This is a genomic window from [Scytonema hofmanni] UTEX 2349 (assembly GCF_000582685.1).
Taxonomy (GTDB): domain Bacteria; phylum Cyanobacteriota; class Cyanobacteriia; order Cyanobacteriales; family Nostocaceae; genus Hassallia; species Hassallia hofmanni.
In genome coordinates this window covers 4,698,027-4,723,769 of record NZ_KK073768.1, presented here as the reverse complement: position 1 = coordinate 4,723,769, position 25,743 = coordinate 4,698,027, and the positions used below count along the sequence as shown (strand labels likewise).

The 25,743-nt window shown below is 41.4% G+C and carries 23 protein-coding genes; 9 read left to right on the top strand and 14 right to left on the bottom strand.

Going from position 1 to position 25,743, the window contains the following annotated elements:
* The first annotated feature begins 255 nt into the window (after positions 1-255).
* Positions 256-573 (top strand): DUF2605 domain-containing protein, encoded by a 318-nt coding sequence (locus TOL9009_RS0126590; protein WP_029636107.1) that lies wholly within the window; start codon positions 256-258, stop codon positions 571-573.
* A gap of 307 nt (positions 574-880) precedes the next feature.
* Positions 881-1,198, top strand: coding sequence for a DUF2973 domain-containing protein (locus TOL9009_RS0126585; RefSeq protein ID WP_029636105.1), 318 nt, complete (start codon positions 881-883; stop codon positions 1,196-1,198).
* A 179-nt stretch (positions 1,199-1,377) separates the two neighbouring features.
* Here the strand turns inward: TOL9009_RS0126585 and TOL9009_RS0126580 are convergent, their stop codons facing one another.
* Both TOL9009_RS0126580 and nfi read right to left on the bottom strand, forming a co-directional pair.
* Positions 1,378-3,657: an amylo-alpha-1,6-glucosidase gene (locus tag TOL9009_RS0126580; protein WP_029636103.1), complete on the bottom strand. Its 2,280-nt coding sequence runs from the start codon at positions 3,655-3,657 to the stop codon at positions 1,378-1,380.
* A gap of 424 nt (positions 3,658-4,081) precedes the next feature.
* Positions 4,082-4,747, bottom strand: coding sequence for a deoxyribonuclease V (gene nfi / locus TOL9009_RS0126575; protein WP_029636101.1), 666 nt, complete (start codon positions 4,745-4,747; stop codon positions 4,082-4,084).
* 135 nt (positions 4,748-4,882) lie between these two features.
* Between nfi and TOL9009_RS0126570 the strand changes: the two genes are divergently transcribed.
* Positions 4,883-5,743 carry a prohibitin family protein gene (locus TOL9009_RS0126570; RefSeq protein WP_029636100.1) on the top strand — a complete coding sequence of 287 codons (861 nt, stop codon included), beginning with the start codon at positions 4,883-4,885 and terminating at the stop codon, positions 5,741-5,743.
* Between the two features lie 80 nt (positions 5,744-5,823).
* On the opposite strand, the gene TOL9009_RS40580 is transcribed toward TOL9009_RS0126570, so the two are convergent.
* The gene (locus TOL9009_RS40580; RefSeq protein ID WP_051503036.1) at positions 5,824-6,069 is read right to left on the bottom strand and encodes a hypothetical protein; all 246 of its coding nucleotides are present in this window, start codon (positions 6,067-6,069) and stop codon (positions 5,824-5,826) included.
* A gap of 385 nt (positions 6,070-6,454) precedes the next feature.
* Entirely contained in the window at positions 6,455-7,525 is a 1,071-nt protein-coding gene (mnmH, locus tag TOL9009_RS0126560) for a tRNA 2-selenouridine(34) synthase MnmH (protein WP_029636098.1), read from the bottom strand.
* A gap of 270 nt (positions 7,526-7,795) precedes the next feature.
* Here mnmH and TOL9009_RS0126555 point away from each other — a divergent pair, with 270 nt between their 5' ends.
* The 5 genes from TOL9009_RS0126555 (at position 7,796) to TOL9009_RS0126535 (ending at position 11,541) form a co-directional block, all read left to right on the top strand.
* Positions 7,796-8,875 carry a hypothetical protein gene (locus TOL9009_RS0126555; protein ID WP_029636097.1) on the top strand — a complete coding sequence of 360 codons (1,080 nt, stop codon included), beginning with the start codon at positions 7,796-7,798 and terminating at the stop codon, positions 8,873-8,875.
* Positions 8,876-9,128: 253 nt separating this feature from the next.
* Positions 9,129-9,896 carry a hypothetical protein gene (locus TOL9009_RS49700; protein ID WP_242055197.1) on the top strand — a complete coding sequence of 256 codons (768 nt, stop codon included), beginning with the start codon at positions 9,129-9,131 and terminating at the stop codon, positions 9,894-9,896.
* 19 nt (positions 9,897-9,915) lie between these two features.
* On the top strand, positions 9,916-10,221 hold the full coding sequence (locus TOL9009_RS0126545) for a hypothetical protein (protein WP_242055195.1): 306 nt from the start codon (positions 9,916-9,918) through the stop codon (positions 10,219-10,221).
* 158 nt (positions 10,222-10,379) lie between these two features.
* Entirely contained in the window at positions 10,380-10,532 is a 153-nt protein-coding gene (locus tag TOL9009_RS48545; RefSeq protein ID WP_199341294.1) for a hypothetical protein, read from the top strand.
* A 43-nt stretch (positions 10,533-10,575) separates the two neighbouring features.
* On the top strand, positions 10,576-11,541 hold the full coding sequence (locus TOL9009_RS0126535) for an aldo/keto reductase (RefSeq protein ID WP_029636094.1): 966 nt from the start codon (positions 10,576-10,578) through the stop codon (positions 11,539-11,541).
* Between the two features lie 326 nt (positions 11,542-11,867).
* Here TOL9009_RS0126535 and dcm read toward each other — a convergent pair whose 3' ends face one another.
* From dcm to purC, 7 genes are all read right to left on the bottom strand, one after another.
* Positions 11,868-13,103 (bottom strand): DNA (cytosine-5-)-methyltransferase, encoded by a 1,236-nt coding sequence (dcm, locus tag TOL9009_RS0126530; protein WP_051503035.1) that lies wholly within the window; start codon positions 13,101-13,103, stop codon positions 11,868-11,870.
* 308 nt (positions 13,104-13,411) lie between these two features.
* Complete coding sequence (gene lpxB / locus TOL9009_RS0126525; RefSeq protein ID WP_029636090.1) at positions 13,412-14,593, bottom strand: lipid-A-disaccharide synthase; 1,182 nt, start codon at positions 14,591-14,593, stop codon at positions 13,412-13,414.
* Between the two features lie 121 nt (positions 14,594-14,714).
* Positions 14,715-15,533 (bottom strand): acyl-ACP--UDP-N-acetylglucosamine O-acyltransferase, encoded by an 819-nt coding sequence (gene lpxA, locus TOL9009_RS0126520; protein ID WP_029636088.1) that lies wholly within the window; start codon positions 15,531-15,533, stop codon positions 14,715-14,717.
* 204 nt (positions 15,534-15,737) lie between these two features.
* Positions 15,738-16,265, bottom strand: a complete 528-nt coding sequence (fabZ, locus tag TOL9009_RS0126515) for a 3-hydroxyacyl-ACP dehydratase FabZ (RefSeq protein ID WP_029636086.1) — start codon at positions 16,263-16,265, stop codon at positions 15,738-15,740.
* A gap of 85 nt (positions 16,266-16,350) precedes the next feature.
* Positions 16,351-17,211 carry a UDP-3-O-acyl-N-acetylglucosamine deacetylase gene (gene lpxC / locus TOL9009_RS0126510; RefSeq protein ID WP_029636084.1) on the bottom strand — a complete coding sequence of 287 codons (861 nt, stop codon included), beginning with the start codon at positions 17,209-17,211 and terminating at the stop codon, positions 16,351-16,353.
* A 111-nt stretch (positions 17,212-17,322) separates the two neighbouring features.
* Positions 17,323-19,911 (bottom strand): BamA/TamA family outer membrane protein, encoded by a 2,589-nt coding sequence (locus tag TOL9009_RS0126505; protein WP_029636082.1) that lies wholly within the window; start codon positions 19,909-19,911, stop codon positions 17,323-17,325.
* 132 nt (positions 19,912-20,043) lie between these two features.
* Positions 20,044-20,802: a phosphoribosylaminoimidazolesuccinocarboxamide synthase gene (gene purC, locus TOL9009_RS0126500; protein WP_029636079.1), complete on the bottom strand. Its 759-nt coding sequence runs from the start codon at positions 20,800-20,802 to the stop codon at positions 20,044-20,046.
* 310 nt (positions 20,803-21,112) lie between these two features.
* Between purC and TOL9009_RS0126495 the strand changes: the two genes are divergently transcribed.
* Positions 21,113-21,370: a DUF7219 family protein gene (locus TOL9009_RS0126495; RefSeq protein ID WP_038296604.1), complete on the top strand. Its 258-nt coding sequence runs from the start codon at positions 21,113-21,115 to the stop codon at positions 21,368-21,370.
* 218 nt (positions 21,371-21,588) lie between these two features.
* On the opposite strand, the gene TOL9009_RS0126490 is transcribed toward TOL9009_RS0126495, so the two are convergent.
* Genes TOL9009_RS0126490 through TOL9009_RS46225 form a run of 3 tightly spaced genes read right to left on the bottom strand, consistent with a single transcriptional unit; the run spans position 21,589 to position 25,733 of the window.
* Positions 21,589-24,300 carry a GAF domain-containing protein gene (locus TOL9009_RS0126490; protein WP_029636075.1) on the bottom strand — a complete coding sequence of 904 codons (2,712 nt, stop codon included), beginning with the start codon at positions 24,298-24,300 and terminating at the stop codon, positions 21,589-21,591.
* Between the two features lie 14 nt (positions 24,301-24,314).
* On the bottom strand, positions 24,315-25,445 hold the full coding sequence (locus TOL9009_RS0126485; protein WP_029636073.1) for a glycosyltransferase family 4 protein: 1,131 nt from the start codon (positions 25,443-25,445) through the stop codon (positions 24,315-24,317).
* Positions 25,446-25,448: 3 nt separating this feature from the next.
* Positions 25,449-25,733 carry a hypothetical protein gene (locus TOL9009_RS46225; RefSeq protein WP_144238348.1) on the bottom strand — a complete coding sequence of 95 codons (285 nt, stop codon included), beginning with the start codon at positions 25,731-25,733 and terminating at the stop codon, positions 25,449-25,451.
* Positions 25,734-25,743 lie beyond the last annotated feature (10 nt).

Below are 25,743 nucleotides of genomic sequence, written 5' to 3'. Positions count from 1 at the left end.
CCCCTCCCCGCTTGCGGGGAGGGGATTAAGGGGTGGGGTTCTTCTATGCAGCTTCACAAATAATTGCTATTAACGCTGCAACTACAGCTACACCTATCGGCACTTTACAAACCTTTGGTTTAACTTCTATAATAAATTTGTAACGCTTTTTACAAAACGATAAGTATTTCTTTCTTATAGCACAGATAAGAAAAGTGTTAAGAAATGTAATTAACGTTAATATTAGTAAGCAAGTTAGAAATATGCCTCTGATTTATGCGAGACTCGAATTTACCAGAGCCAGAGTTGCTGAAGACGGTTTTGCAGCCGTTGTTGGAAGATTTTCAGTATTGGTTTGCGCGATCGCGTGAATTACTGGAGACAGAGCAACTCTCATTTATGAGTTACCAGGAGCAATCAGACCTACTGTTGCGAGTCAAGCAGGCTCAAGACAAAGTGAACACAACGAAAATGCTGTTTGCTGCAACTGATGGACAAGTCGGCATTGAGATGGAAACGTTAATGCCTTGGCATAAATTAGTCACAGAATGTTGGCAAGTAGCGATGCGCTTTCGTCAAGATCGAGAAGTTTAATGTTTTTTAGATGAGAAGTTTGCTAAACTACTTGGCAATAGCAAAACGGTATATAAGTCAAAGAGATACTACTAAATCGTTCAAATCCTTTGAATTAAGAAAATATTGTATTTTATGCTACTTAAGATTGAGTAACAGTCAAAAAATTGTCTCACATCAACATAGGCGTACACTTATGTGCGTTGAATATTCGCTTTAGCCTGGAGTGAGGGTATTGGCAAAGCGAAGCAATCCAGCAAGGGTGGGTTTTCCCCACCCAAAATGACAATAGAAGTTTTTAAAACCGCAGCACCTGGAGGAAAAATCGATGTTACACCTACTTTACATTCTTGCTTTTACCATCCTTGCTTTTATAGCCGTTGCCAACTTAATTCGTAACCTGGTGATGTTCAGTTTTGACACAGATCGAACTTATTCTAGGTCGTCAATGGCTCAGGGAAACTCGGCATATATGTCATCTAGAAAACAATTTATACCCCATCCAGAATTATTAGATAGTTCTGGAAATTTAATTAAAGAACCTTTATTGGTAATGCGTTCAGTCAACGTTGAAGATGCTCGTCAGCAATTAGATGCTCTTTATGAAGCTTCCCCAGGACAAAAGAGGGAGAAGGAGGAAGGCTAGTACCGCTTCTTTAGAAGTCACTCATTCAAAAGTCAAAGGCTTGTAGGGGAGACTTTTTGGCTATTTGGAATAGGTGCTTTATTTACGCTGACCTGTAGTAGAAAGTTAAAAGTTTCCAACTTTGATGAGTTATGAGTTAATATTTACAACTAACTCATAACTCATAATTCCTAAGTGAATTAGGCTTCAATAACTACGCGGAGATTACCGCGTTTTTTGGCAACACGACAAGCAGTGGTGTTACCAGAGCGTTCAAATTCTAAATCGAGAACGGTACCACCAACGCGCAAATTGTGGAACGACAAACGATTAATCGACTCTGGTAAAGCGGGGTCGATGATTCGTAAGCAGTTATTTTGAGCATCAGGCACTAAGTTTACCATCATTTGCAGTAATTGAAAGATACTGCCAGTAGCCCAAGCTTGAGGAGTACAAGCAACAGGATACTGCACAGGTGCGTTATCACCGTTACGTTCATAGCCGCATAAAAGTTCTGGGGGACGGTGATAGGGCTGCTGACTAGTCATATCGATCAAGCCTTGGTACAATTCTAAAGCTTGATCGATTAAACCAAGCGATCGCAAACCCATTGCAATTAGCGCGTTGTCATGGGGCCAAACTGAACCAATATGATAGCCCATCGGATTGTAAGCTGGTGACAAACTACTTAGGGTGCGAATGCCCCAACCATTAAACATATCCGGTGCCCGCAAACGCTCTGCCACACTGTAAGCTTTTTCTGGGGTGAAAATTCCTAAAAGCAGACAATGACCGGGATTTGACGTAATGCTATCTACATGTTTACCGTCTCCATCCAAAGCAAGAGCGCAGAAATCCTCGTCTTCCATCCAGAAATCTCGATTGAAACGAACCTTCAGGCTTCTTGCCTCTTCTTGCCAGCGGTCAGCCAAATCAAGCCGCTTTTTCATCCTCGCAATTTCTGCCAGACGCATTTTCGCAGCGTACACATAAGCTTGCACTTCACAAAGGGCAATTGGTCCGCTGGCTAATTCTCCTTTGCGGTCTACAATACAATCACCAGAATCTTTCCAACCTTGGTTAGCAAGACCCCGTTTAGATTTGCAATAGTAGCTCAAGTAGCTAGTTTGTTTCATATTGCGATCGATCCACTCCATTGCTGCTAGAGCGTGTGACCAAAGTTGCTCTAAAGTTTCTTGATCGTGAGTCCAAGTGTAGTATTCAGCATACAACATCAACCACAGAGGAGTAGCATCAATAGTACCGTAGTAGGGCGTGTGGGGAATTTCCTGACAACGCGCCATTTCTCCCAATCGCAACTCGTGTAAAATCTTACCTGGTTCCTCTTCACGCCAATCATCTTCACTTTTACCTTGGTATGCGGCTAGAAGAAAAAGAGTTTCTTTAGCGATTTGCGGATTTAACATTAAGCTTTGGTAAGCTGTAATCAGCGAATCCCGCCCAAACAGTGAAGAAAACCACGGCACACCGGCGGAAACAGTTTTATGCTTGCCAAAAGACTGCCGCAACAAATACATATCTTGTTCGGCTCGTTCAATGACTCGATTAAACAAGCTTTTATCTGAGCGAATTCGGGTAATTTGTTGACCCCAGTGCTGTTCTTCCATCACCTCAGCAGCTTTTGCTTGACCTAAGGTGGCAGGAGCACTAACAGTAGAGCTAGATTTGTTGTTTGTTAACATATTCACCCGATAACCGAGTTTTTCGGTTTCGTGGGAAGCCAATTCCATCCGCCAAACTGCTGTGTAACCTTTGAAAGAATCAGGGATTCGATGTTGGAATTGAATGCGCGATTCCATGATTAAGCCATCTAGACCTTGATAGGCTAGTGTCAACATTTCTGGTGTCGCTGTTGTCTGTATCGACGAAATGCCATCACCTGTTAGTATTGCTTCCTCAGTTTTTGGGTCTAGTAGGCGCAAAAGTTTACCGCGTTTCTGTCTGTCATAGCCCCGCACTTCAAATAAATCGACAAAATCCGCATCAAAGCTGATAGTTAGTTCAAAGGTGACGGTAGTTGTGCTATAATTAGCTATTTCTATTTCTTCAAATAGTGCGCCATTGAGGACAAGTTCGCGACGAATTCCTACACTGTCGGCATTTAGGCGATCGTCAATTCTAGGATTTGTACACAAAACTGAGAGTGAAAATCCCTTGTCGGCAGTGCTGCTGAGGAGAACAGGCGATCGCCCTTCAATTTGCAACTCCAAACGACTGAGAAACCTGGTATCAGAGCAAAACAGTCCCATACTAGGGTTGCTGTCGTTGAGCGAACAACCAGATATATTGCCGATAGTGTCTGTTACGAAAAATAAATCATCATCTTTAACAGTAAGTGTCAGCTGTGGTCTTTCTGTCACCACACAGGGCCATTCTGGAATAGGTATTTGTTCTGCGTGTACAAAATTTTTTCCGTCTAGGGAAATTTTATCAGCGAAGGTCAGCTTATCCGTTGTCATTAGCCAAATTTCCGTGTACAGGTTTATGTGGTGGTTCTAGCAGCATCTACGAAAAAGACGCTTTCAAAATCCATTTGAGCCATTGAGCAAAAATAATACTCATATACAGGCGACAAAAGGACATGCACAAAAGCTATATAATTAAATCTTTATAATTGTATATTTATTAAAATTTTTGTAAATGCAAATCTCAGGGGAAAAATTAGGAACTTTTAGTTAATTTATTTAAGACTGTAACTGAGAAAGGGTAAGGCACAGAGACTACTCAACCAAGTTGAAAATTAACGGCTTTAGTCCTTGGTTTGGTAATTCGGATTATATGAAGCTTTCTTTATATTCATTGATGTTATAACAAAAAAATCCGAATATTGTCTGCTTTGTTGCGAAAAATCCGATTTTTGATTTATTTATGAATTGGGGAGCTTTATCTGTTAGAAGCTAATTTATCCGCAATGCGAGTAGTTTCTGGTAGTCGATATTTTGGCGTGCAGCGCAATACATAGTCAATAGCCGTCGGTAGACTGATGCGATGACCACTGGAGATATATAGTGGTTTTACTTTGGTGCGCGATCGCAAAACGGCGCCAATCGTTTCACTCTTATGTATAAGTGGTTGCCAACTGCCTTTGGTTTCTGGTACTATTTCATGCTTACCAACTAGCAAAGATTTTGCTACACCAATTGTCGGTATATCCACAATTACACCCAAATGACAAGCTATGCCAAATCTGCGAGGATGGGCAATTCCCTGACCATCACACAGAATAATGTCTGGTATTGTAGTAATCTTTTCTAAAGCGTCGAGTACAGCCGGAATTTCGCGAAATGAGAGGAAACCAGGAATGTAAGGAAATGTTGTCGGACGATACGCTAAACTTGTCTCGACAAGAAGCAAATCAGGAAAACTCAGTACCGCTACTGCTGCACGACTAATCGTCCCGTCTGCTTCAAAACCCATGTCTACCCCAGCAACATACTGAACTGGTTCTTTAAATTTATCTTCGGTAATTACCTCAGCTTGGAGTTCTTCTTGGATAGCGATCGCTTCATCTACTGTTAATTCCCAAGCATGACGTTGATAAATTTTCATGTTTAAATAAGTTTGAGTTTAAAGTTTTTTCCGAAATCGTTACTCGCAAGAGTGTTTTTACTGATGTTACTGATGGAAAAATCTTTTTAACTTTACATTAAAGCAAAACTAATCACTAAATTTAGCAGAGAAAATATGGAAAACTTGAGAAACAATAATACTAATAACCATCATTACGCATTGTACCTTGTCGGCGGAATAGTTTTATTAGTTTTAGCAATTATTTTTCGTCCCTTTACCATCGTGAATGCAGGTCAACGAGGAGTTGTGATGCAATTTGGCAAAGTTCAAGATAGAGTTTTTGATGAAGGTATCCATCCGATTACACCAATTGTCACATCAGTTAAAAACATCAGCATTCGCATTCAAAATACTAGTTTTCAAGCTGATGCTACTTCCAAAGACCTCCAACAAATGACAGCAGAAATCGCTGTTAACTGGAACATTGACTCGACACGAGTAAATAAAGTTTATCAAAAAATTGGAGATGAGCAACAAATAATTACAACCATAATCTCTCCCGCTGTTTCCGAAGTTTTAAAAGCAGTAATTTCTCAAAAAACCACAGAAGAACTTATTTCGGAAAGGGCAGAAATAAAAGCACAACTTGATATACAACTTAAAAATCGTCTAGCGCCTTATGGTGTAATTGTCGATGATGTATCTATAATAAATTTCGCCTTCCCAGAAGAGTTTAGCAAAGCTGTAGAAGCAAGACAAATAGCAGAACAACAAGCAAGACAAGCAGAATTTAATGCTGATAAAGCAGCACAAGAAGCTCAAGCAAATATCAACCGCGCTAAAGGTGAAGCCGAAGCGCAAAAATTACAAGAAAAAACTTTAACCCCAGCGTTTTTACAGAAGCAAGCGATAGAAAAATGGGATGGTAAGTTTCCGATGGTGATGAGTGGTGATGGGAAATTACCAATGATTAATATTACAACTGCTACTTCGACAAATAACGCTACTATGACTTCGCAACAAAAACAGAAATAGAAGGTGCAGTACACAATTATCTATTGTTTTCTCAACTAAGGAACGCAGCGAATTCGGTTCTCCACTTGTCCTTTGCTTACTTAAGGTTGTCCTTGTTTATCAGCAAGCTTCACATCTAAGGTTTCACTTGACCTTAATGCATGAATTAGCTTGTTAATTGATTTTAATAAGATTTTAACTTCTTCGCGTTCTGCCCCCATCCTTGTACTAAACTCAGGCAATTTAATCCCATTACATACCTCATTAAGAGCGTTGTTTAAAATGAGCAGCTTATCTATTGAAAATTGAATATCAGCCTTGTCTTTTGTAGTTTTAATAATTTGCATCGTCATTTTCCTCTTCTGCCTTATTCTAAGGTATCAAAATAATCCCTACCGCCAGTAGGTTTAAATCCTGTACCGCAGCAGGTTTAGGAAAAATCCCTTTAAATATAAAAAGTAAAAGAAACGTCCAAACTCCTACTAATCTAGATACAGATTTCTTTGTTTTTGAGTGCATTGTTCTAATCACAACACTGTTGAAACTATCTTTTATTTTTAAATTCCAGAATATTTTTTATGGAAATTCTGTAATTTACTAATTAAAAGTTACTACCAGTTTTCAACAGTTGCGGCTTGGAATAATACTAAATTATCTATGAAGTTAAGTTGAAGAAATGCAAATAACTTCACACATACCCCTTTCTCAAGTGAGGAAAGGGGTAATATAATTTCAGGTTAATGCTAGAGAATTCGGCAACAAAGAATCCAATAAAGTATCAATACTGCTATCAGATAAATTTGGTATAGATAGCACGCGGTCAGCTTTGGTAAAGTACCGTTTTATTGAGTGTCTATAGGTAGGGTCATAGTGATATTGCAAAATATCTTGCACAAATGATTCCCACTCTCCGGTGTCAATTAACTGATGCCACTGACATAATTTATCCCAACCATAACGAGATTTAAACTTTTCCAGCTTCCATTTTAAAATATCGGCACGATCTACCAAATGCGGATATTCTTCTAAGATAAATTTCACTCTAGCAGCTATAGGTATTTGAATTTCTACACAGTTAGCCTGTTTTATTTTCTCCCATAAAAATTGGGGTAAATAAATATTGCCAATTTTTTGGTTTTCTGATTCTACCCACACTGGCTGATGCGGATTGAAGTTTTGTAACTGTTCTACTAGCAGAGATTCAAAGTATTTTTGTGAAGGTTGATTAGAAAGTTTTCCTTGCCATTCTTCCCCCAGCAGAGAACCGCAATGGTTTGCCAAAGCTTCTAAATCTAAAACTTGAGCGTTACGAGTTAAGCGCATCTGGTGTAAAATATGCGTTTTAGCACTACCAGTAAGACCGCACACGACTTGATAAGTAAATTTTTGTGGCAAATCTTCGATTTGCTGGCGAACATAAGCCCGATAAGTTTTGTAACCACCTTCGAGTAATGTGACTCGCCAACCAATTTGCGATAGGACTGAAGCCATGCTAGCAGAACGCTGTCCACCGCGCCAGCAGTAGACTAGAGGACGGTAGTTTTTATCTTTTGTGGCAAAGTATTCTCTTAGATGCTGGGAGATGTTTTTTGATACTATAGCAGCCCCGATTTTCCGAGCGGTGAAGGGGTTGATTTGTTTATATATCGTTCCCACTTGAGCGCGTTCGTCATCATTCAGCACTGGTAAATTGATGGCTTTGGGGATGTGATCTTCGGCAAATTCCCTCTTTGAACGAACATCAATTATTTCACTATAAGATTCAGACCAAGGTTGTCGGGTATATGTAGGTGAAGGTGTCATTGCAGTCAAACCTATCTTTCTTAATTGTGGCACTCCCATAATTTTTAAGCGTGATGATGGGATATGGCGAATGAGTGCAATTGTAAAGAAAGTTGCGATTGATTGGTTGTTGGGCGAGAGGTATTATTTAATCGTTCATGTGAGATTTTTAGTTTGTTATCATACAGCCGAGTAGACCTGGAAATGGCGATGTCACTCGCTGAATAAGCGCGATCGCCTGAGCCTAAATTTACCTAACCATTAATTTAAATGAAGCGGAGGATGTGTCATATGAAAAAGTTTGGATTACCTATATGGTTTCCTTATCCTAATTCCTGGTTAAGTGCTTTAATGTTATCTGTGCTGATGACTGCATTTGTCAATGTTATTAGACGCAATAGTGAATTGTTGCTGAATCTGGCTAGATGGTCAAACAGACCGGAACAATTTATCATCTGGCTGATATTGTTACTTATACTACCAATTCCGGCGATCGCCTTTTTGCATCACTTTTTTCTCGGTCGCTTTATTTCGGCAATTCCTGGTGAAAAAATCAGTAAAATTCAAGGCTTTTTTCCCGGAATAATCAGTTGGTGGGAAAGTTTATCTAGTTGGCTTGTGTTTAGTCTCTCAACTTTAGCCGCAACGTTGTTTTGTACCCCTTTCCTACCTTTATTTAATCTAAACTACGAGAAAATTATTACCAACTCAAGTCCAATTGATAGAAACATCCAAACAATCTTTGCAGTGGTCTGGCTGATTAATGCGGCTCTTATTTATCAGATTGGCTATTTATTTAAGTGTCGCTTGGTTTATGGTGATTCTGTTGATAGTTTAGCAGAAAATTCCAACCTAGATACATCTCCCCAAATTGAGACTGATAGCATGGGAGATGAAACTATTTCAACGCAGATACAAACTCCTGAAGAGTTGCCAGCTAAAAAACCAACTTTTTTGAGCTTTATTACCAAGCATGGTAAATCACCAAAAAAAATATTCACAATTGTTTTGATTCCTTTGGTGGCTGTGTGGATATATTTGTTTGCCAAGTTACCAGAAGTTCAACAAACTGCAAATTTAGCAGATAAAATTCGATTATCTGTTTCTTCGGAAGTTACACAAGTTAGTTCTAAATCTCTTGAAGTTGATAATTTTGAAAAAGGACTTAGCAAAGGTAAAAGTGCAGCAAAACTAGCTAGGGTTGCAGAATCTCAAGATGAATGGAAGATGGTTGAAAATATGTGGAGAGAAGCAATATTTTTGATGAATTCTGTGCCATCTTCCAGTCCGGATTATGCTTTGTCTCAGCAAAAAATTACACAATATCAGGTTTATTTGGATTTTGCAAAGCAAAGCGCTGGAAGTAAGTAACATTTATTTCCCGACGATTAAAATCGCGGCTACAAGAACGAAGTCCGCCTGCGCGGACTTCCAGATTTTTGAGTGAATATACGTAAGAAAGGGCGTGCTTTATCAAAAATATAGATGGTGTTAATCGTGTCTTTAAAATGGGAATCCTGAGAATGGAGAATTAATTTTCAGGTTTTCACTTTTACTGGTTATGACACAAACGAATCTTTTGGAACTTGCTAAACAGGGAAATGTAGAGGCGATCGCATCTCTAATGAACCGCCAATTGCAATCTAAAGGCATCACCGCAAAAGTTGCTCTCAAAGATGCTTGCTTACAGGTGATGCTAGAATCTCCCGAAGTCCCACATCAACAAACTCTAGTTGCATTTGTCCGTAAAGGAATAACAGGTTTGGGGGCTACATCTATAGAAAGAGTCAAGGTTTACGGGCGACAAGCTGGAGAAGAGTTTCCAGCTTGGAATCAAGAGTTTGAATTAGCGGGACTAACTTATAAAGGGACAACACAGTCAAATCAGCCTAATGTTTCTAAAGAACAAGTAAAGCAAGGCAATATAGAACCAATTACAACATTCCAAAGCAATTCATCTCTTCCAAAAAATCAATATCAGATAACAAAACTATATCTGTTAGATTTATTTAATAAGTTGTCGCTACAGCAAAAGATTGCGCTTATTTCAGGCGGGACTTTCCTAGTAATTTTCCTGATATTGAGTGGATGGTTAAGCGAGATTGTGTTATCTCTTTTTCCATTGATTATTTTTTGTTTAATTTTTTATTTAATTTTCAGTTATGCTAACAAGCTTGGTAAACAAAGAACTAAAGTAACTCACGCATACGAATATGCAAAAGAAGCTCTTAGAAAAAATCCGCGAGATGTCATATTGAGAGAAACAGCATTGAATGCAGGGCGCAAGTATTATGCGACTATTCGGGGTGGTATATTAAGTATTTATGATGAACAAGCGCTGGCTAATGACTTGTCTATGATTGTAGGTTCTGAATTTAAAAATAAAAATTAGATTAGTAAAGACAGAAAATATGGAAGATGAAGCAGATATCAAAGCCGTAAGGGCAGCTATCAACGAACCCAAAATACCTTACGAGCAAGTGGTTAAAAAAATATTTGCCAGAAGAGAAAATCTGAGAGCGATCGCCTACAGTATGGACTTGCTGATACCAGGATTTTATTTTTGGTGTCCATATTTCACTATGAGAATTGGCGGTGCAATACCCGATGATAACCCATACAAATATCCTGGTAAAATCCACAGTTCTACAGGTATCGGGATAGTCCTACCAGGATACAAAATATTTACAAGTTATCAAGATAGCTATGACGCTTGATAAATATATAGCGCGATCGCCTAATCTCGTGCTAAAAATCGGTATTCCTAGATTAATCAGGATGAAAAATCATGCTTAACGGACTCAGACAAAAAACGATAGTAAAACCTGGTGGTGTAGTATAAATCTGTTCTCCAGAACTTCCTACTGGGGCAACTGTGGAGATTATAGTACTTATAGAGACACCCACCGATCGATCTACAAAGTCTTTAACCAGCTTTATTGGCAGCGCAAAAGGCAGTTTTGCTACACCAGAAGAAGTAGATCAGTTTATTAGCCAAGAACGAGATGCATGGGAATCCTATTCATAGCTAACATATTAGAAGAGAAGCGATTTCACCTCCCAAGTAAACCATGTCAGAAAAAACGACGCGGCGCAACTTCTTAATGACCAGTGTTGCCGTCGCAGGGGGTATTGTAGGAACTACTACCTTGCAACAAAATGCTAGCAACACTGCGACACCACCAGCAACAATGCCAGAACGAGTGCTGGGACGCACACAAGTAAAAGTGCCTATCTTCGGCTTGGGTGGAGCGGGTCAAACGCCGCTATCCTGGGAAGGAAGAGAACGTGATGCTATGGCAATTATTGAAAAAGCCTTGCAATTAGGCATCCGTTATTTTGACACTGCCTCAAGTTATGGACCAAGTGAGGATTATTTGGGAAAAGTTCTACCACCTCACAGATCAAAGCTGTTTTTAGCAAGTAAGACTGATAAAAGAGATCGGGATGGTGCTTGGAGAGAATTAGAGCGATCGCTTAAACGTCTCAAGACTGATTATCTTAACTTATGGCAGCTACATCACGTTTCTTTCCCCCAAGAACTCGATACCATCTTTAGTGCATCTGGGGCAATTAAAGCTGTAGAAGAAGCGATACAGCAAAAAATCGTCCGCTTTGCTGGTATTACTGGACACCACGACCCGAAAGTAATCGCCGAAGGTTTGCGTCGCTATCCTTTCCACACAACCCTAATTCCCGTCAATGCAGCAGATAAACATCATCCGCGCCCATTTTTACCTGTAGTTCTACCAGTAGCGCAGCAACAAAATGTAGCTGTGATTGCGATGAAAGTACCTGCTTACGGTCGATTGTTCAAGCCTGGTAGTTTGTCAGGTATGCAACAAGCTTTGGGATATAGTTTATCTCAGCCTGGGGTTCAATGTTGTGTAATCGCCGCTGAGACAATAGCACAATTAGAAGAAAATGTCAAGGTCGCACGAGCTTTTCAACCCCTCCAGGGTAAAGAACTAGCCGCGATTGAGCAGCTTACAGCCAAAATTTGGGAAGATACTACCTTTTTCCGCGCTTGGACTTAATACAGCTTTACATAAGTTCATAATAGACATCTCCATAAATTAAATATGCGTCATCCAAAACCCCAAGAGACGCGAAATTGAACTTCGTCCCGCTTCGCTAACGCGTCTCTACATTCTTTTTCACCAGATGTCTAATGAATACTCTGCGTACCTTTGCGCTTACCTTAGCGTGACTCTGCGTTTAAAAGTGTATTAGCGCCAATTTAATGCATTATATATACGACATAGGCGTGGAAATAAACTATGCGTTGTCCACAACTCTTGATGAGACGTAGCATTGCTACGTCTCTACATTGTTTTCCAAGAGATGTCTATTCTTTATTGACTCACTTTGACCTTCTCTTTCTTGGCTCTATAATATGTGGATCAATATTGTAATAGTTGGCAGCTTTAGACATATCAAATATTAATAATTTGTCGTTTCCAAGCTCTTGTATAACTCCTGGTTTAGATGGAGATATATTGATAATTTTAATAATTTCTGACGCCACTGCCTTAGCTAATAACGGTGGAACAGAATTTCCTATTTGTCGAAATCCATGCCATTTTGTTACATGAAATCTAAACCAATCTGGATAAGAATGTAAACGCGCAGCTTCGCGTACAGTTATACACCTTGGGGTAAATGGATGTATTGGTCTAGGAGAAGTATAAGCTCCTCTATTACTAGGGGTTCCGGCTCTAAGCGTATTGCATATTCCTTCAGGATCGAGTTTATGAAAGCGGCTGATAGGTTCTGTTTTGCCACATGGAGTAGACTCAAACCTATGACATGATTCTAAATTATGCTTTGTTCTTAAACTTGAGGTAAGCATTCTCGGATCGTATTTACGCTTATAGGAATAGTCTTTATCTATAGAGGAAAAACCACGAAGTTGTCTACCATAATTACTTGGTTTCCCAAAATCTGCTTCTTTCACCCAATCTTTTTTATATAACTCTATGTAATTTTCTACTTCAGGTAAATCTTTAAGTGCATCCAAAACTGTAGGGGTTAATGTTAGTTGATTATTTAACTTTGGTTTCTTTGATTTTGGAGGAATAGTAATAGCTTGTGGATAATTTGGTAATTCCAAATCATGACGACAACCTAGTAAAAATAATCGTTCGCGATTCTGTGGCACCCCGTATTCAGCAGCATTTAATATTTTGTAATCTTGGCGAACTTTGTAACCGTTGTTTTCAAACTGATTAATGATTATTGAAATAAACTCTTTATGCTTTCCTAAAGTCATTCCTTTCACATTTTCTAAAACAAAATACTTTGGCTGTAATTCTAAAACTAACCGGATATAATGATGTACTAAAGAGTTTCGAGGATCGTCAAAAACACGTTGACCTATCAATGAAAAACCTTGACATGGAGGACCACCAAACACCACATCGATTTCGCTATCACCAATAGAGGATCTACTTCTAATTTCTTTTGCTGTAGTATCGACGATACTTGTACATAAAATACTCGAAAAAGGAAAATTAAATTCATGTGTAGCGCAATGAATTGGATCAATTTCCACAGATGCAAGTACGTCAAAGCCTGCTTGCTCAAAACCAAGAGACATCCCCCCAGCACCAGCAAATAAATCAACAGCGATAGGTCTTTTTTTTTATTGCTGTGAATCATATTTGCAATTCTTAAGCTTGAAACTATTACCTTAATCTGACAAAATTATCTTGACAATAATTATAATATCATGTCGGAGAAATCACATATACTGTAGAGACGTTCCGCCGGAACGTCTCTACGAGTTGCGGCGGAACGTCTCTACGAGGGTTGCTATAGCAGTCCTATATGATTTGTGAAGGATACAGATGTAGAGACGTAGCAATGCTACTTCTTGTGAGCGGGTTTTTATTTTTCATGAATCATCTAGGATTGTGATATGTTTTTATTAATGTTAACCATTTGTAAAATCTCTTCAGCAGCGCGATCGCATACTCCCACTTCTCCCAAATGTTGCCGCATTTCTCGATAATCAGCTACCATTTGCTCTTTTCGGCTAGGATTAAGCAATAATTCCATAGCAGCTTGAGTCACGTTTTCTGGCGTTGCTCGCTCTTGTAAAAACTCTGGTACAATTTCTCTCATCACCACTAAATTAGTTGGCGATGCGAAGGGTATAGAACCTTTAAGAATATTACGGGCAATCCAAGCTGTAACTGGATGTAGCCGATAAGTTACAACTTGCGGCACATTTAGCAGGGAAAGCTCTAAATTGACTGTACCAGATTTAGTGATTGCCAAATCGGCAGCCGCCATAACTTCTTGTTGCTGACCGGATACTACAGTTGCCTGCAAATTATAACGTTGTATTGCTTTTTCTATATCTTGTCGGTATATTTCCAGAGATAAGGGAATCCAGAAATGAACTTGAGGTAATTTAGCTTGAATATTTTGTGCCGCTTGAAAAATTACTGGTAAGAGATATTTTAGTTCTTGGCGACGAGAAGCGGGTAAAAGAGCGATCGCTATCTGTTCTGATGCAATCCCCAACTTAGCACGAGCAGCTTCCCGACTGGGAGCGCTTTGCATTCGGTCAACTAAAGGATGTCCTACCCAGCTAACTTTAGCGCCATTCTCTTGGTAGTAACGAGCTTCTTCTGAGAAGATTGCTAAAAGCTTATCTGTAAAGCTGACAATTCGGGAAGTGTTACTTAAACTCACCGACCAAACCCACTCTTGGGGTGCAATGTAATATACCACAGGAATTTGTGGCATATGCTTATTTAAATAAGTGCCAATGCCCAAATTGGGTGTCATGTAGTCAATTAATACCACCAAATCCGGTGGATTTTCTTTCAGGTGAGCGATCGCCTTTCGTTGCACCTGAATAGTTGGCAAAACATAAGGCAACGATTCAAAAAGACCCATTGAGCCAATACTACTAGTATTACCCAGCAGATGTGCGCCCGCAGCTGCCATTTTTTCGCCACCCAGCGCCACAATCTCTAATTCTAACCCAGATGCAAGGACTTGACGTTGAAGTGCTGCAATCAGCAACGCTCCTTGCAAATCGCCAGACACTTCACCGGTGCTGATAAATATTCGCATTATATAAACTTAGTCAATGGTCAATAGTCAAAAGTCAATGGTCAATAGTCAACAGTCAATGGTCAATTGTCCAAGTATTTTTGACGAATGGACTATGGACTGTAGACTATGGACTCATAACTCACGACTCATCACTTACGGCTGCTTTGCCCTTTCCAGGAATCAACCCGCGTCTTCCTGGCATTTGAGATAATAGCAGAAAGCGGCGCAGATACTGCAAGTGTTCTGTATCTCCCAGGATTTCCAACTGTTCCAAAGCGTCTTTAAAAATTAACTCAGAACGGTAGAGAAAGCGGAAGGCTTTTTTGAGGATTTGCAAGTCAGCAGAACTCATTCCAGAGCGTTTGAGTCCTACAAGGTTGAGGGTTCGTATCCGTGATGGATTGCCCTCCACCATCATATATGGCGGCACATCGCGGTCAATGCGAGTCATCCCGCCGACCATTGCCAAACCACCAATATGTACAAATTGATGGACACCTAAAACGCCGCTCAGTCGAGCGCAGGAGTCAATATGGACGTGACCAGCCAAAGCCACAGAGTTAGCAATAATTGTCGAATCGGCAATGACGCAGTTATGACCTACATGGACGTAAGCCATTAACAAGTTACCATTGCCAATGATAGTTGCTTCACCAGCGCCTGTAGCTCGGTTAATCGTGACATATTCCCGAATTTGGTTATTGTCGCCAATTTTAACCCAGCTAGGCTCGCCAGCGTATTTTAGATCCTGAGGTTCCATGCCAATGCAGGCGCCGGGAAAAATGTGATTTCTTGCCCCAATTTCCGTCAGTCCGTCGAGGACAACATGAGGGCTAATGATAGTTTCCGGACCTACTTTGACTTGCCCTCCAATAACCGCATACGCACCGACTTGCACGCTCGAGTGGATTTGCGCGTTAGGATGAATTACAGCAGTTGGATGAATAAGAGTTTTCAAGGGTGCATCTCCAGAATAGTCTTGAGTGCTGAGTGTTTAGGTATTGTGTGAGTGAGAGAGTCGGCGATCGCAAGTTATGTGTGAGGGCGTTTAAAATCTAGAAATTAAACAATGCGGTTGTGGCTTGTTTGATTTACTGCTATCCTTTTTCAAGAATCAGTTAGAGCGCGTCACGGTAGCGCCAATACCACAAAAGCAAATTTTTTAATTAGCAAGTGAAAACATCAGTTCGCCTTCGGCAGCGAGCTGACCGTCTACCTCGGCACGAGCCTGCATCTTACCGAAACGACGTTGTTTTACCCACAACAGTTCCACGGTCATTACTAGTTGATCGCCTGGTACTACTTGGCGGCGAAACCGGACTTTATCGATACCTGCAAACAGGAAAAGTCCGCCTTCTAACTCTGGTAGTTGAGTTAAAACAATACCACCGACTTGTGCCATAGCTTCAACAATTAGTACTCCCGGCATAATGGGATTTCCGGGAAAATGCCCTTGAAACTGGGGTTCATTAAAGGTGACGTTTTTTATCCCCACAGCGCGTTTTTCAGGCACGTAGTCGATAATTCGGTCTACAAGTGCAAAAGGATAGCGATGGGGTAAAAGTTTCTGAATTTCTTCTACTGTAAAAATTGTTTTTCTCTCAGATGTGCTTGTTGTTTCATTGGTTTGAGATTTGGTAGATGCAGAATCAGGATCGGTAACTGTGTTAACTTCGGTGAGAATTGACATTGGCACGCTCGGTTGATTTCACTATTTGGGCTTTGTTTGTAGGTGCCGGTTTTAACTTCCCAGGATTTAGGTTTTTAGCTTTTGACTAAGCGCCAACCGCTGACAATTCTAAAATCCTTTGGGCGAGTTGAATATGTAAATTGTGGCTGGCTTTGTACGCCAAGAAATGAGCACTAGGTAAGAAATTTCCTAGTAAACTTAAATCTCCTACTAAATCCAAGATTTTATGACGGACTGGCTCATTTGCATATCTTAATGGTGGATTTAACCAACCTTCGGGTCCGCAAACGAGGGCATTATCCAAACTTCCGCCTTTAATTAAGCCTGATTTTTGCAGGTATTCAATTTGATGTAATAAACCAAAAGTGCGGGCAGGGGCAATTTCCGCCGCAAACGCAACTGATGCATTTGCCAGATTAGTGCCTCGTGACCAACTGTACCACTGATTACCGATCGCAGGCAGGTCGAAGTCAATACCGTAGCTAAAACGAGTTTCTGCCGCTGGCATAGCACAAACAAAAGCATCGTCTTGACGTACCCAAATTGGTTCGGTGATCACCGGGGGAATTTGGTCGTTAGTCAAAGTTTGTGAGACTAAACCAACTTCGGCGATCGCTTGTGTCCAAATTTGCGCTGAACCGTCCAAAAGCGGGACTTCCGCCCCATCAATCTCAATTCGGGCATTATCCACCCCCATCGCACACAGAGCCGCTAATAAATGCTCTACAGTGCGAACGCACGCCACCCCTTTACCCAACTGAGTCGAAAGCACAGTCTCATTCACTGCCGCAACTTGTGCGGGAATTATCGGTAAGTCCGGCAAATCCACCCGCATAAAGTAGCGCCCACTACCCGCATCTGCGGGTAATATCCGTACCTGAGTTTTCTCACCGCTATGTAGTCCGACTCCTACTTGGGTGATTGTCGCAGCTATTGTGTGTTGCATATAATTTGATGGTTGTTGGTTGATGGTTGATGGATGTTAGTTGTTAGTTGATGGTTGATCGTTGTCAAAAATTACTCATTACCCACCAACCACCAACCACTAACCACTAACTTAAAATCTTTCCCCAATCCCAAAATTGATCCGGCTGTCGCCATCGTCGTTGATACCGTAGTCAACGCGAATCGGTCCTAGTGGGGACTGCACGCGGACGCCAAGACCGTAGCCATAACCTGTACCGCCTTTGTTCAGTAACTCAGCTGCCCTAGTACTGCTTCCCAAGTCACTACCGACATCAAAAAATAGTGCGCCACTGACTACGGAAAAAACAGGGAAGCGATATTCAAGTGATGCTTGCACATAACTGCGCGAACTAGCTAATTGTCCTTCTTCATAACCCCGGACGGAGTTGCTCCCACCAAGGGTAAAGGCTTCGTAAGGAGGTAAGTCACCCAGGACGGTTCCGCCTTGAATGTTGAAAGCGAGAGTTTGTGCTCCTTTGTTAAAGTTAGTAAATTTGACGGGGACATATTGGCTGTAACTACCCCGTAATCTAGTGAGGAAAATGCTGCCTAATCCCACTGGCACTGATTGATCGACCCCAAAGCGGAGGAAAGAACCTCTGGTAGGTTGCAAGGCGTTATTGCGGCGATCGCGTGCGGCTCCTAATTGCAATAGCAGCAAGTCGTCTCTACCTTCCCCTGATTGACTTAGATCCAGTCGATCATTTGGGTCAGTACTATTCTCGACTCGTCCTAACCTTCTGATGTTGCCATCGGCATCAGTGATCGAAACTCTTTGATATTGGAAACCAGCTGAAGCTGTCCATTCGGAACTTTTGAAGGGATTACCGGACAAGGGACGAGTAAAGGTGATACCACCACCGGTACGGATAACACGCGGGCGATCGCCATTTTCATCTGGTCTTCCAGGGTTAAAAGTATCAATATTCTCATCATTACCATCAAAAATCAACGAAATTGACTGACGGCGGAAAATATTCGCTGTATAGGAAGTGCGGTTCGGATCGCCGGCAATCCACGGGTCTGTAAACCGCAAATCAAACAGTAATTCTCTTTGTCCTACTTGTACCTCCGCACCTAATTTTTGGTTTCTTCCCCCTAAATTTTGCTGCTGATAGCTGACGGTACCAAATAGCCCACTGGCAGAACTAATCCCTGCACCTGCTGCGATAGAACCACTATTGCGTTCAGCCACATTCACCACTACATTCACTTTGCTAGGGTCAGTGCCTGGGTCAAGGGAAACATTTATATCTTCAAATAGTCCCAGTCCAAATACCCTTTGCAAGTCTTTTTGTATTATGTTGCGGTTAAAGACTTGTCCGGGCTTCAATTCCAATTCTCGCTTAACTATATAGTCCCGCGTCCGACCCCGGATTGGTTGTCCTTTATCGTCTGTGTCTTGACCGTCTTTGTTGCGGAATCGAACGCGAATATTTTCTACCACCCCTTCTGCTACTTGCAGGGTGACAACTCCGTTTTCTGCTACTTGCGGGGCACCCACTAGGTTAGCTAGTACATAACCTTGGTCTTGATAGCGCTTGGTTAAAGTTTTGATGCCTTCCTGCAAGCTACGTAAGTTGAGAATGCCGCCATATTGCTCTTTAAATATTTCATCAACGGCATTAGCAGGTAGTACGGACGCGACATTTGTGCCAGGATTTGCCTGGATTTGGACTTTAGTTAAGACGGGGTTGGGCTGCACTACGAAGCTGACGCGCACGCCTAATGGTGTATCTTCTGGCACTGCCTGGACATTAGAGAAGTAACCAGTACCAAAGATCGCGTTAATATCTTGCTGTAGTTGCGATCGCGTTGTTGTTCTTCCTGGTTGGGTACGAATCGCTTTGTAAACTTGGTTTTCTAGTTCCGCTAATATTGGTTGTCCAGCCTGATTTTTAACCGATACCTCTGATACTAAAACGCGGGCTTCTGTCGCTTCTGGAGTTGCGTTTTGTTGATTTTCTCCTGGTGTCGGCTGATTAAGTTGCTGATTTGGCGGTTGTTGATTTTCTCCTGGTGCCGGCTGATTGAATTGTTGATTTTCCTGTTGTTGATTTTCTCCTGGTGCCGGCTGATTGAGTTGCTGATTTTGTTCGGGTGCCGGCTGATTAAGTTGCTGATTTGGCGGTTGTTGATTTTCTCCTGGTGCCGGCTGATTGAATTGTTGATTTTCCTGTTGTTGATTTTCTTCAGGTGCCGGCTGATTGAGTTGCTGATTTGGCGGTTGTTGATTTTCTTCAGGTGTTGGCTGATTAGGATTCAGCGTTGGCAGAGTCTGGGAAGGAACTTGTTGTTGAGTTTCAGTCGGCTGAATATCGGGAACTGTATTTGAACCGGGAATATTTGGGTTTGACGGCGGATTTTGTGCCGTAATTGGCGCTGTAACGCTTGGTATTATTACTACTGGCTTGTTTGCTGGAAAAACGGCGACAACACCCGGCTGCTTTTTAAGGTTTTCCAGATTCACATCCGAGATGGAACGAGGTAATACTCTTAAAGCTTCTGCACCTTGAACGTTGGCACTTTGATTTACCAGTTGCGAGTCTTGATTTGTCGTTGGTTGCAAAACGACTGATTTCTGTTTTGAACTATTAGGGGTTTGTGCATTTGCACTCAAAGAGCTGCCCAAAGGGGCTGCAATTGTCAAAGCCGCCACCAATACGGGAGATAAACGCATTTTATTCACATTCCTCTTCACTTCCACACAAATAACGAAAAGCAATCTTACTCTACTTCATAGGGGAAAAGGGTAAAGGTAAAGGGGGAAAGGGGGAAAATGCAATACACGTATTTAAATGATTCTTTATTTTCATTCCCTTTCCCCTTTCCCCTTTCCCCTTTCCCCCTCCTGTTTTAACACTCGTTGCAAAACCTCCTGATAAGCATTTTCTACATTCCCTAAGTCTCGGCGGAAGCGGTCTTTGTCCATTACTCGACGGTTGGGGTCGTTTTCGGCTTGATCCCACAAGCGGCAGGTGTCGGGGCTAATTTCATCTGCTAAGAGCAATTGCTGTTGTGAGTCAACACCAAATTCTAGTTTGAAGTCTACTAGTGTAATTCCACACCGTTCCCAAAAGCCACGGAGAAACTCGTTGATTTGCAATGCTAGATGGGTTATTGTCTCAACTTGTTCCGGAGTTGCTAGTTCTAATAGATGCAGGCGATCGCTTGTCAACAAAGGATCTCCTAATTCATCACTTTTATAATAAAACTCTACCAAAGGCTTTTTCAGAACGGTTCCTAATGGCAATCCTGTTTGCTGACACAGACTGCCAGCAGCAATGTTTCTCACCACTACTTCTAAAGGCACAATTTTAACTGCCTTTACCCGCATTTGATTTGCCTTTGGGCTGTCAATAAAGTGAGTTTTAATGCCTTGGGTTTCCAACTCTTGAAATAATTTAGCGGAGATGCTACAATTAATAGCTCCTTTCCCCAAAATACTACCACGCTTTTGAGCGTTAAAGGCAGTGGCATCATCTTTGAAGTCAGCTAACAAAACTTCCGGATCTTCCGTTGAGTAGAGAATTTTTGCTTTGCCTTCGTATATTTTTGAATTAACACTCATGATGGCAGGTAAAGTTTTTTAAGCGATCGGCAGCTTTGATGCTTTCGAGCTTAACCATTTTATCTTTAGTTATTAGTCATTAACTGGAAACAAATGACAAAAAACGAAAGAAAATTTACCGTAAGTGAATCGTCATTCCGACTTAAGCGTATATTTTGTGACATTGGGAATAGTATTTTTACATGAAAATCAAATTATATTTTTTTTGCAGAATTTCATAGGTAAAAAATTGTCGTATAGAATACCACATACAAGTTGAGAATTTCAAGTTAAGCTAATTACAATCAGCATTTCATTTAAAATAACAATAATGAATAAAGACGATTTTCTCTATCCTCGTGGTCGCTATTACGGTCAGGTCAAGCCAGAAAACTTAGTTTTTAATGCCAATTTACAGGAATTTGCTCAGAAAATTAGCTACATCTGCAACTTAGAAACAGGTGGAAAACTACCACCAGAACAAGCATATGACCAAATAAAGAGTCTTTGGAAAGAATTGAAGCGCACGAAAAAACAACTGAGAATTGGTGAACAGCCGTTTCTGGATGATGAGGGGCAGGGGGAGTAGGGGACAGGGGACAAGGGGATGGGGGGACAAGGGGACAAGGGGACAAGAATAACAACTGTTGACTTTTGACTCTTGACTATTAGACATCTGGTGAAAAAGAATGTAGAGACGTGTTAGCGAAGCGGGACGAAGTTCAATTTCGCGTCTCTTGGGGTTTTGGATGACGCATATTTAATTTATGGAGATGTCTATTGTACAGACGTTCCGCCGGAACGTCTCTACTTTGCAACCATTGTCCAGACTCCATCCCAGGAACTTGGGGGAGGTGTTTGTTGGTAATTATTAGCGCGTTTTAGATGGATATTAACAGCTTGGTCTGTGGGTCGGATGCGTTTTGCGGCTTCAAAACAGGCGATCGCTTCTTTGAAGTGACGGGCTAAATAAGCGGCACGTCCGGCATGGTAATATGATAAAAATTCCTGGGTGGTGTTGTCTAGGGGAGTAGAGCGATCGCCGATTAATTCATAAATATTCACCGCTTGATGTTTACCCTTAACGCGAATTCTGTCTAACTCGCGTACCCAGATGCGATGGCTACACAATTCGTAAGTGAACTCACTTAAAATAATATCGCAGCCATATTCTTTAGTTACTCCTTCCAACCGCGAACTTAAATTCACCCCATCGCCAATTACTGTATAATCCATTCGTTTCTGGGAACCAATATTACCAGAAACCACTTCCCCAGAACTAATACCAATCCCAATATGAATTTCTGGTTGTGCTTGAATAATCCGCCGTTGGTTAAATTCTGCTAATCGTTTTCGCATATCCAACGCCGATTGTACAGCCTTCCAAGCGTGGTTTTCCATTAGCGTTAGGGGGGCACCAAACACTGCCATTAAAGCATCCCCAATGAACTTATCTAAAGTCCCTTCATGGTTAAAAACCGCTTCCACCATCGTTTCAAAATACTGATTTAGCAGCGAAACCACTTCAGCTGCACCGAGATTTTCTGTTAGTGTGGTGTAGCCTCGAATATCAGAAAACAAAATGGTGACTTCCTTGCGCTCACCTACCATTAAAGCATCTTCTCCCAGTGCCATAACTTGCTCTGCCACATGAGGTGTCAGGTAACGGTACATTGTAGTTTTCATCCGTTTTTCCTGACTGATGTCTTCTAGCACCACCAAACCACCACGTACCCCCCCTTCTGGGTTTGTTAACGGGTTGACAGTCAGATTCGTGCTACGTTCTATTTTTTTAACATCAGCAGAACTCAAGAACTCAGATTGGGGAGTAAACGGTTGATTCCAGGGGATAAATATATCTGGGTTAGTGCGATCGCCTACTGCCAAAATATAAATGTCATGGTTACTAATTTCTTTACTCTCGTACAGACGTGACCGTGGAACGTCTCTACCTATTTCTTTCCCATCGTACAGACGTGACGACGGAACGTCTCTACCTATTTCTTTCCCATCGTACAGACGTGACGACGGAACGTCTCTACAGACGCGATTAATCGCGTCTCTACTTTTAACTTGATGAAGTCCCACTATCAAACTTTGCTCTGGCACATAATGTCTTGCACCAGTTTTTAAACTATCCTCCAATCGCATTTGCAAATTGTCAATCGGCACGACCTCCCAAACCAGCCGATTAATCAAATTTTTTTCCCACAAAGGCTTGTTGTTTTTGGCATCAACTTCTCCGGAAGGACAACCAAGTAACTCTAAAGCTGCATCATTAATTGTGACAATCCGCCCTTGCATATCTGTAGAAATTACCGCATCAGATAGACTTTGCAAAATGTCTTTTTGATATTGTTTTTCTAACAGCACACTTTCAAATAAACGAGCATTTTCCAGCGCAATTCCGGCTTGGATATTAAATGCTCTCATAAACTCTTCATCAGAGGAAGTAAAGCTGCCTTGGTGCTTATTAATTAACTGCGTCACCCCAATTAATTCATTAGCTGAATTAAATACTGGTAAACAGAGAATATTTTGAGTTATATAACCAGTTTTTTGATCTGTAGTTGGGTCAAAGCGCGGGTCTTTGTAAGCATCCGAGATATTTAAAGCTTTACCAGTAGATGCCACATAACCGACAATGCCACGATTAGCAGGGATGCGGATTTCCACCATCGTTGAGCGATCGGCTACCTCTACTTTCGTCCAAAGTTCGCCCATTTCTTTCCGATGCAAAAACAGCGTGCTGCGGTCTGCTTGCATTAAAATCCGGGCTTGCTCCATTACTATCTGTAAAGTAGCTTCTAAATCGAGACTTTGCCCTAATGTTTGAGTAGCCCGCAAAAGTGCCGTAGCACCTCTTTGATTGCGAGCTGCTACATAAAAAGATTGGCAACTTTCTAAGATAATACCAATAGAAGAAGCAAAGTCTCGAAAACAAACTTCATCATCATAATTAAAAGGAATATCTCCCGCTTTATTTGCTAGTTGTACCACTGCCACAATCTGATTTTTGCTACTGACAACTGGCATACATAAAATATTGCGGATTTTGTAGCCGATTTGCTTTTCTAATTCTGGGCTAAATAAAGGGTGAGTAGGAGCTTGAGATATATTTAAATATTCACCCGTGCTAGCAACATGACCGGGAATGCCTACTGCAATGGGAGTGCGAATTTCTAAAGTTTTTTCGGTATTATTTTGGGGAACTTTTGACCACAGTTGATTTTTGTCATAGTCAACCAAAAAAATGGTAGTATGTTCTGCTTGGAGAATTTGACCAATTTTAAGTGTAATCGCCTCTAATACCTTCTCCAGCATTGTTTCTAGGGCTTCATTATTAATTAGTTCAATTGCCCTAAGAAATTGCTGGAACTCTGCGGTAATAAAATCTAGTAAACAAACAAATTCGTTTACAGAAAGGTCTTTGACACGACGCACTAGAGCGTGGGTGCGATTAACTTGAGTAAGTTCAGTTAATGTAGCCAGGACGCTACCAGGACTGGGAAGTGCCATGAGGATTTTAGATTTTAGATTTTAGAGTATTCAGAGTAGAGCACCTTTTGATAGTAATCTTGTAGCTGGCGTGTGGCAGATGCCCAGCCCCAAAGTTCGGCTTCGAGTCGGGCATTTTGACGGATGATTTCTCGTTCTTGTTTTTGTTCTAGAAGGCGAACAGTAGCGGTTATAGCACTTTGGATATCAGCTTCTGGTTCAAAAAGATACCCATTCACCCCATCTGTAACAATATCAGGAATTCCGCCCGAACGAGCTGCGACCACTGGACACCCAGCAGCCATTGCTTCTAATAATACTAATCCTAACGTTTCTGTACGGGAAGGAAAAATAAAAGCATCAGCGCTGGCAAAAGCAGAACCTAAATCTCTGCCGGTAAGATAACCGACAAAATTAGTGTTTGTCCCTGCAAAGTGTTTTTCGAGTGCTTGACGATGGGGACCATCTCCCACCAATGCCAAACGCGCTGCGGGAATTGCTTCTAAAATTGGTTTGATGCGCTCAATTTCTTTTTCTGCACCAAGACGACCGACGTATAGTAAAAGATGGCTTTCTGGGTGATTTTGCGATAAACGCGATCGCATTTCTTCACTCGCTAAATCTGGATGAAATAATTCTGTATCTACTCCTCTTTGCCACAAATTCACTCTTTCTATACCGTGTGTCGTCAATTCGTCCATCATCACTGTAGAGGTACACAAATTCAACGCGGCTTGATTATGTCCCGCTTTCAGCAATTCCCATAAAAAGCCTTCTAACATTCCCAAGCCGTAATGCTGAAGATACTGCGGTAAGTGCGTATGATAAGACGCTACTAAGGGAATATTATTTAATTTGCTATGAAATATCCCCGCCAATCCCAAAACCGCCGGATTCACTACATGGATAATATGGGGCTGAAATTTTTCCAGTTCGTAGCCAATTGCTGGGCGAGGAAGTGCCATTTTTAACTCTGGATACAGAGGCAGCGGAAAGCCAGTCACGCCGTATACTTTTGCTCCTTTATATTCAGTAATTCCACCCTCCGGGGCAATCACTAGCACAGAGTCGCCGTTGCGCTGTAAATGGTCTATGGTGTGACTTAAGCGTGTCACAATCCCATCAACCTTGGGCAAAAAGGTTTCGGTGAATAAGGCAATTCTCATAAACTACTCAGTAAAGGCGGTTAATCCCAGCTTTTGTTGGATTTCGATATCACTCACAGAGTAAACTGTTTCGCGGGGCGTAATCAATTCCGCACAGCCACTTTTAAGGTTTTGCTCCAGATGGGTGATGATGATTCTTCGCATTTTACGGATACAGAAGAGCGAATTAGGGGTATCACCCCTTATATCACGATTTTTCGACATTCCACACAATTGTAGAGATGTTCCGCCGAATTGTAGAGACGTTCCGCCGAATTGTAGAGACGTTCCACACAATTGTAGAGACATTCCACACAAT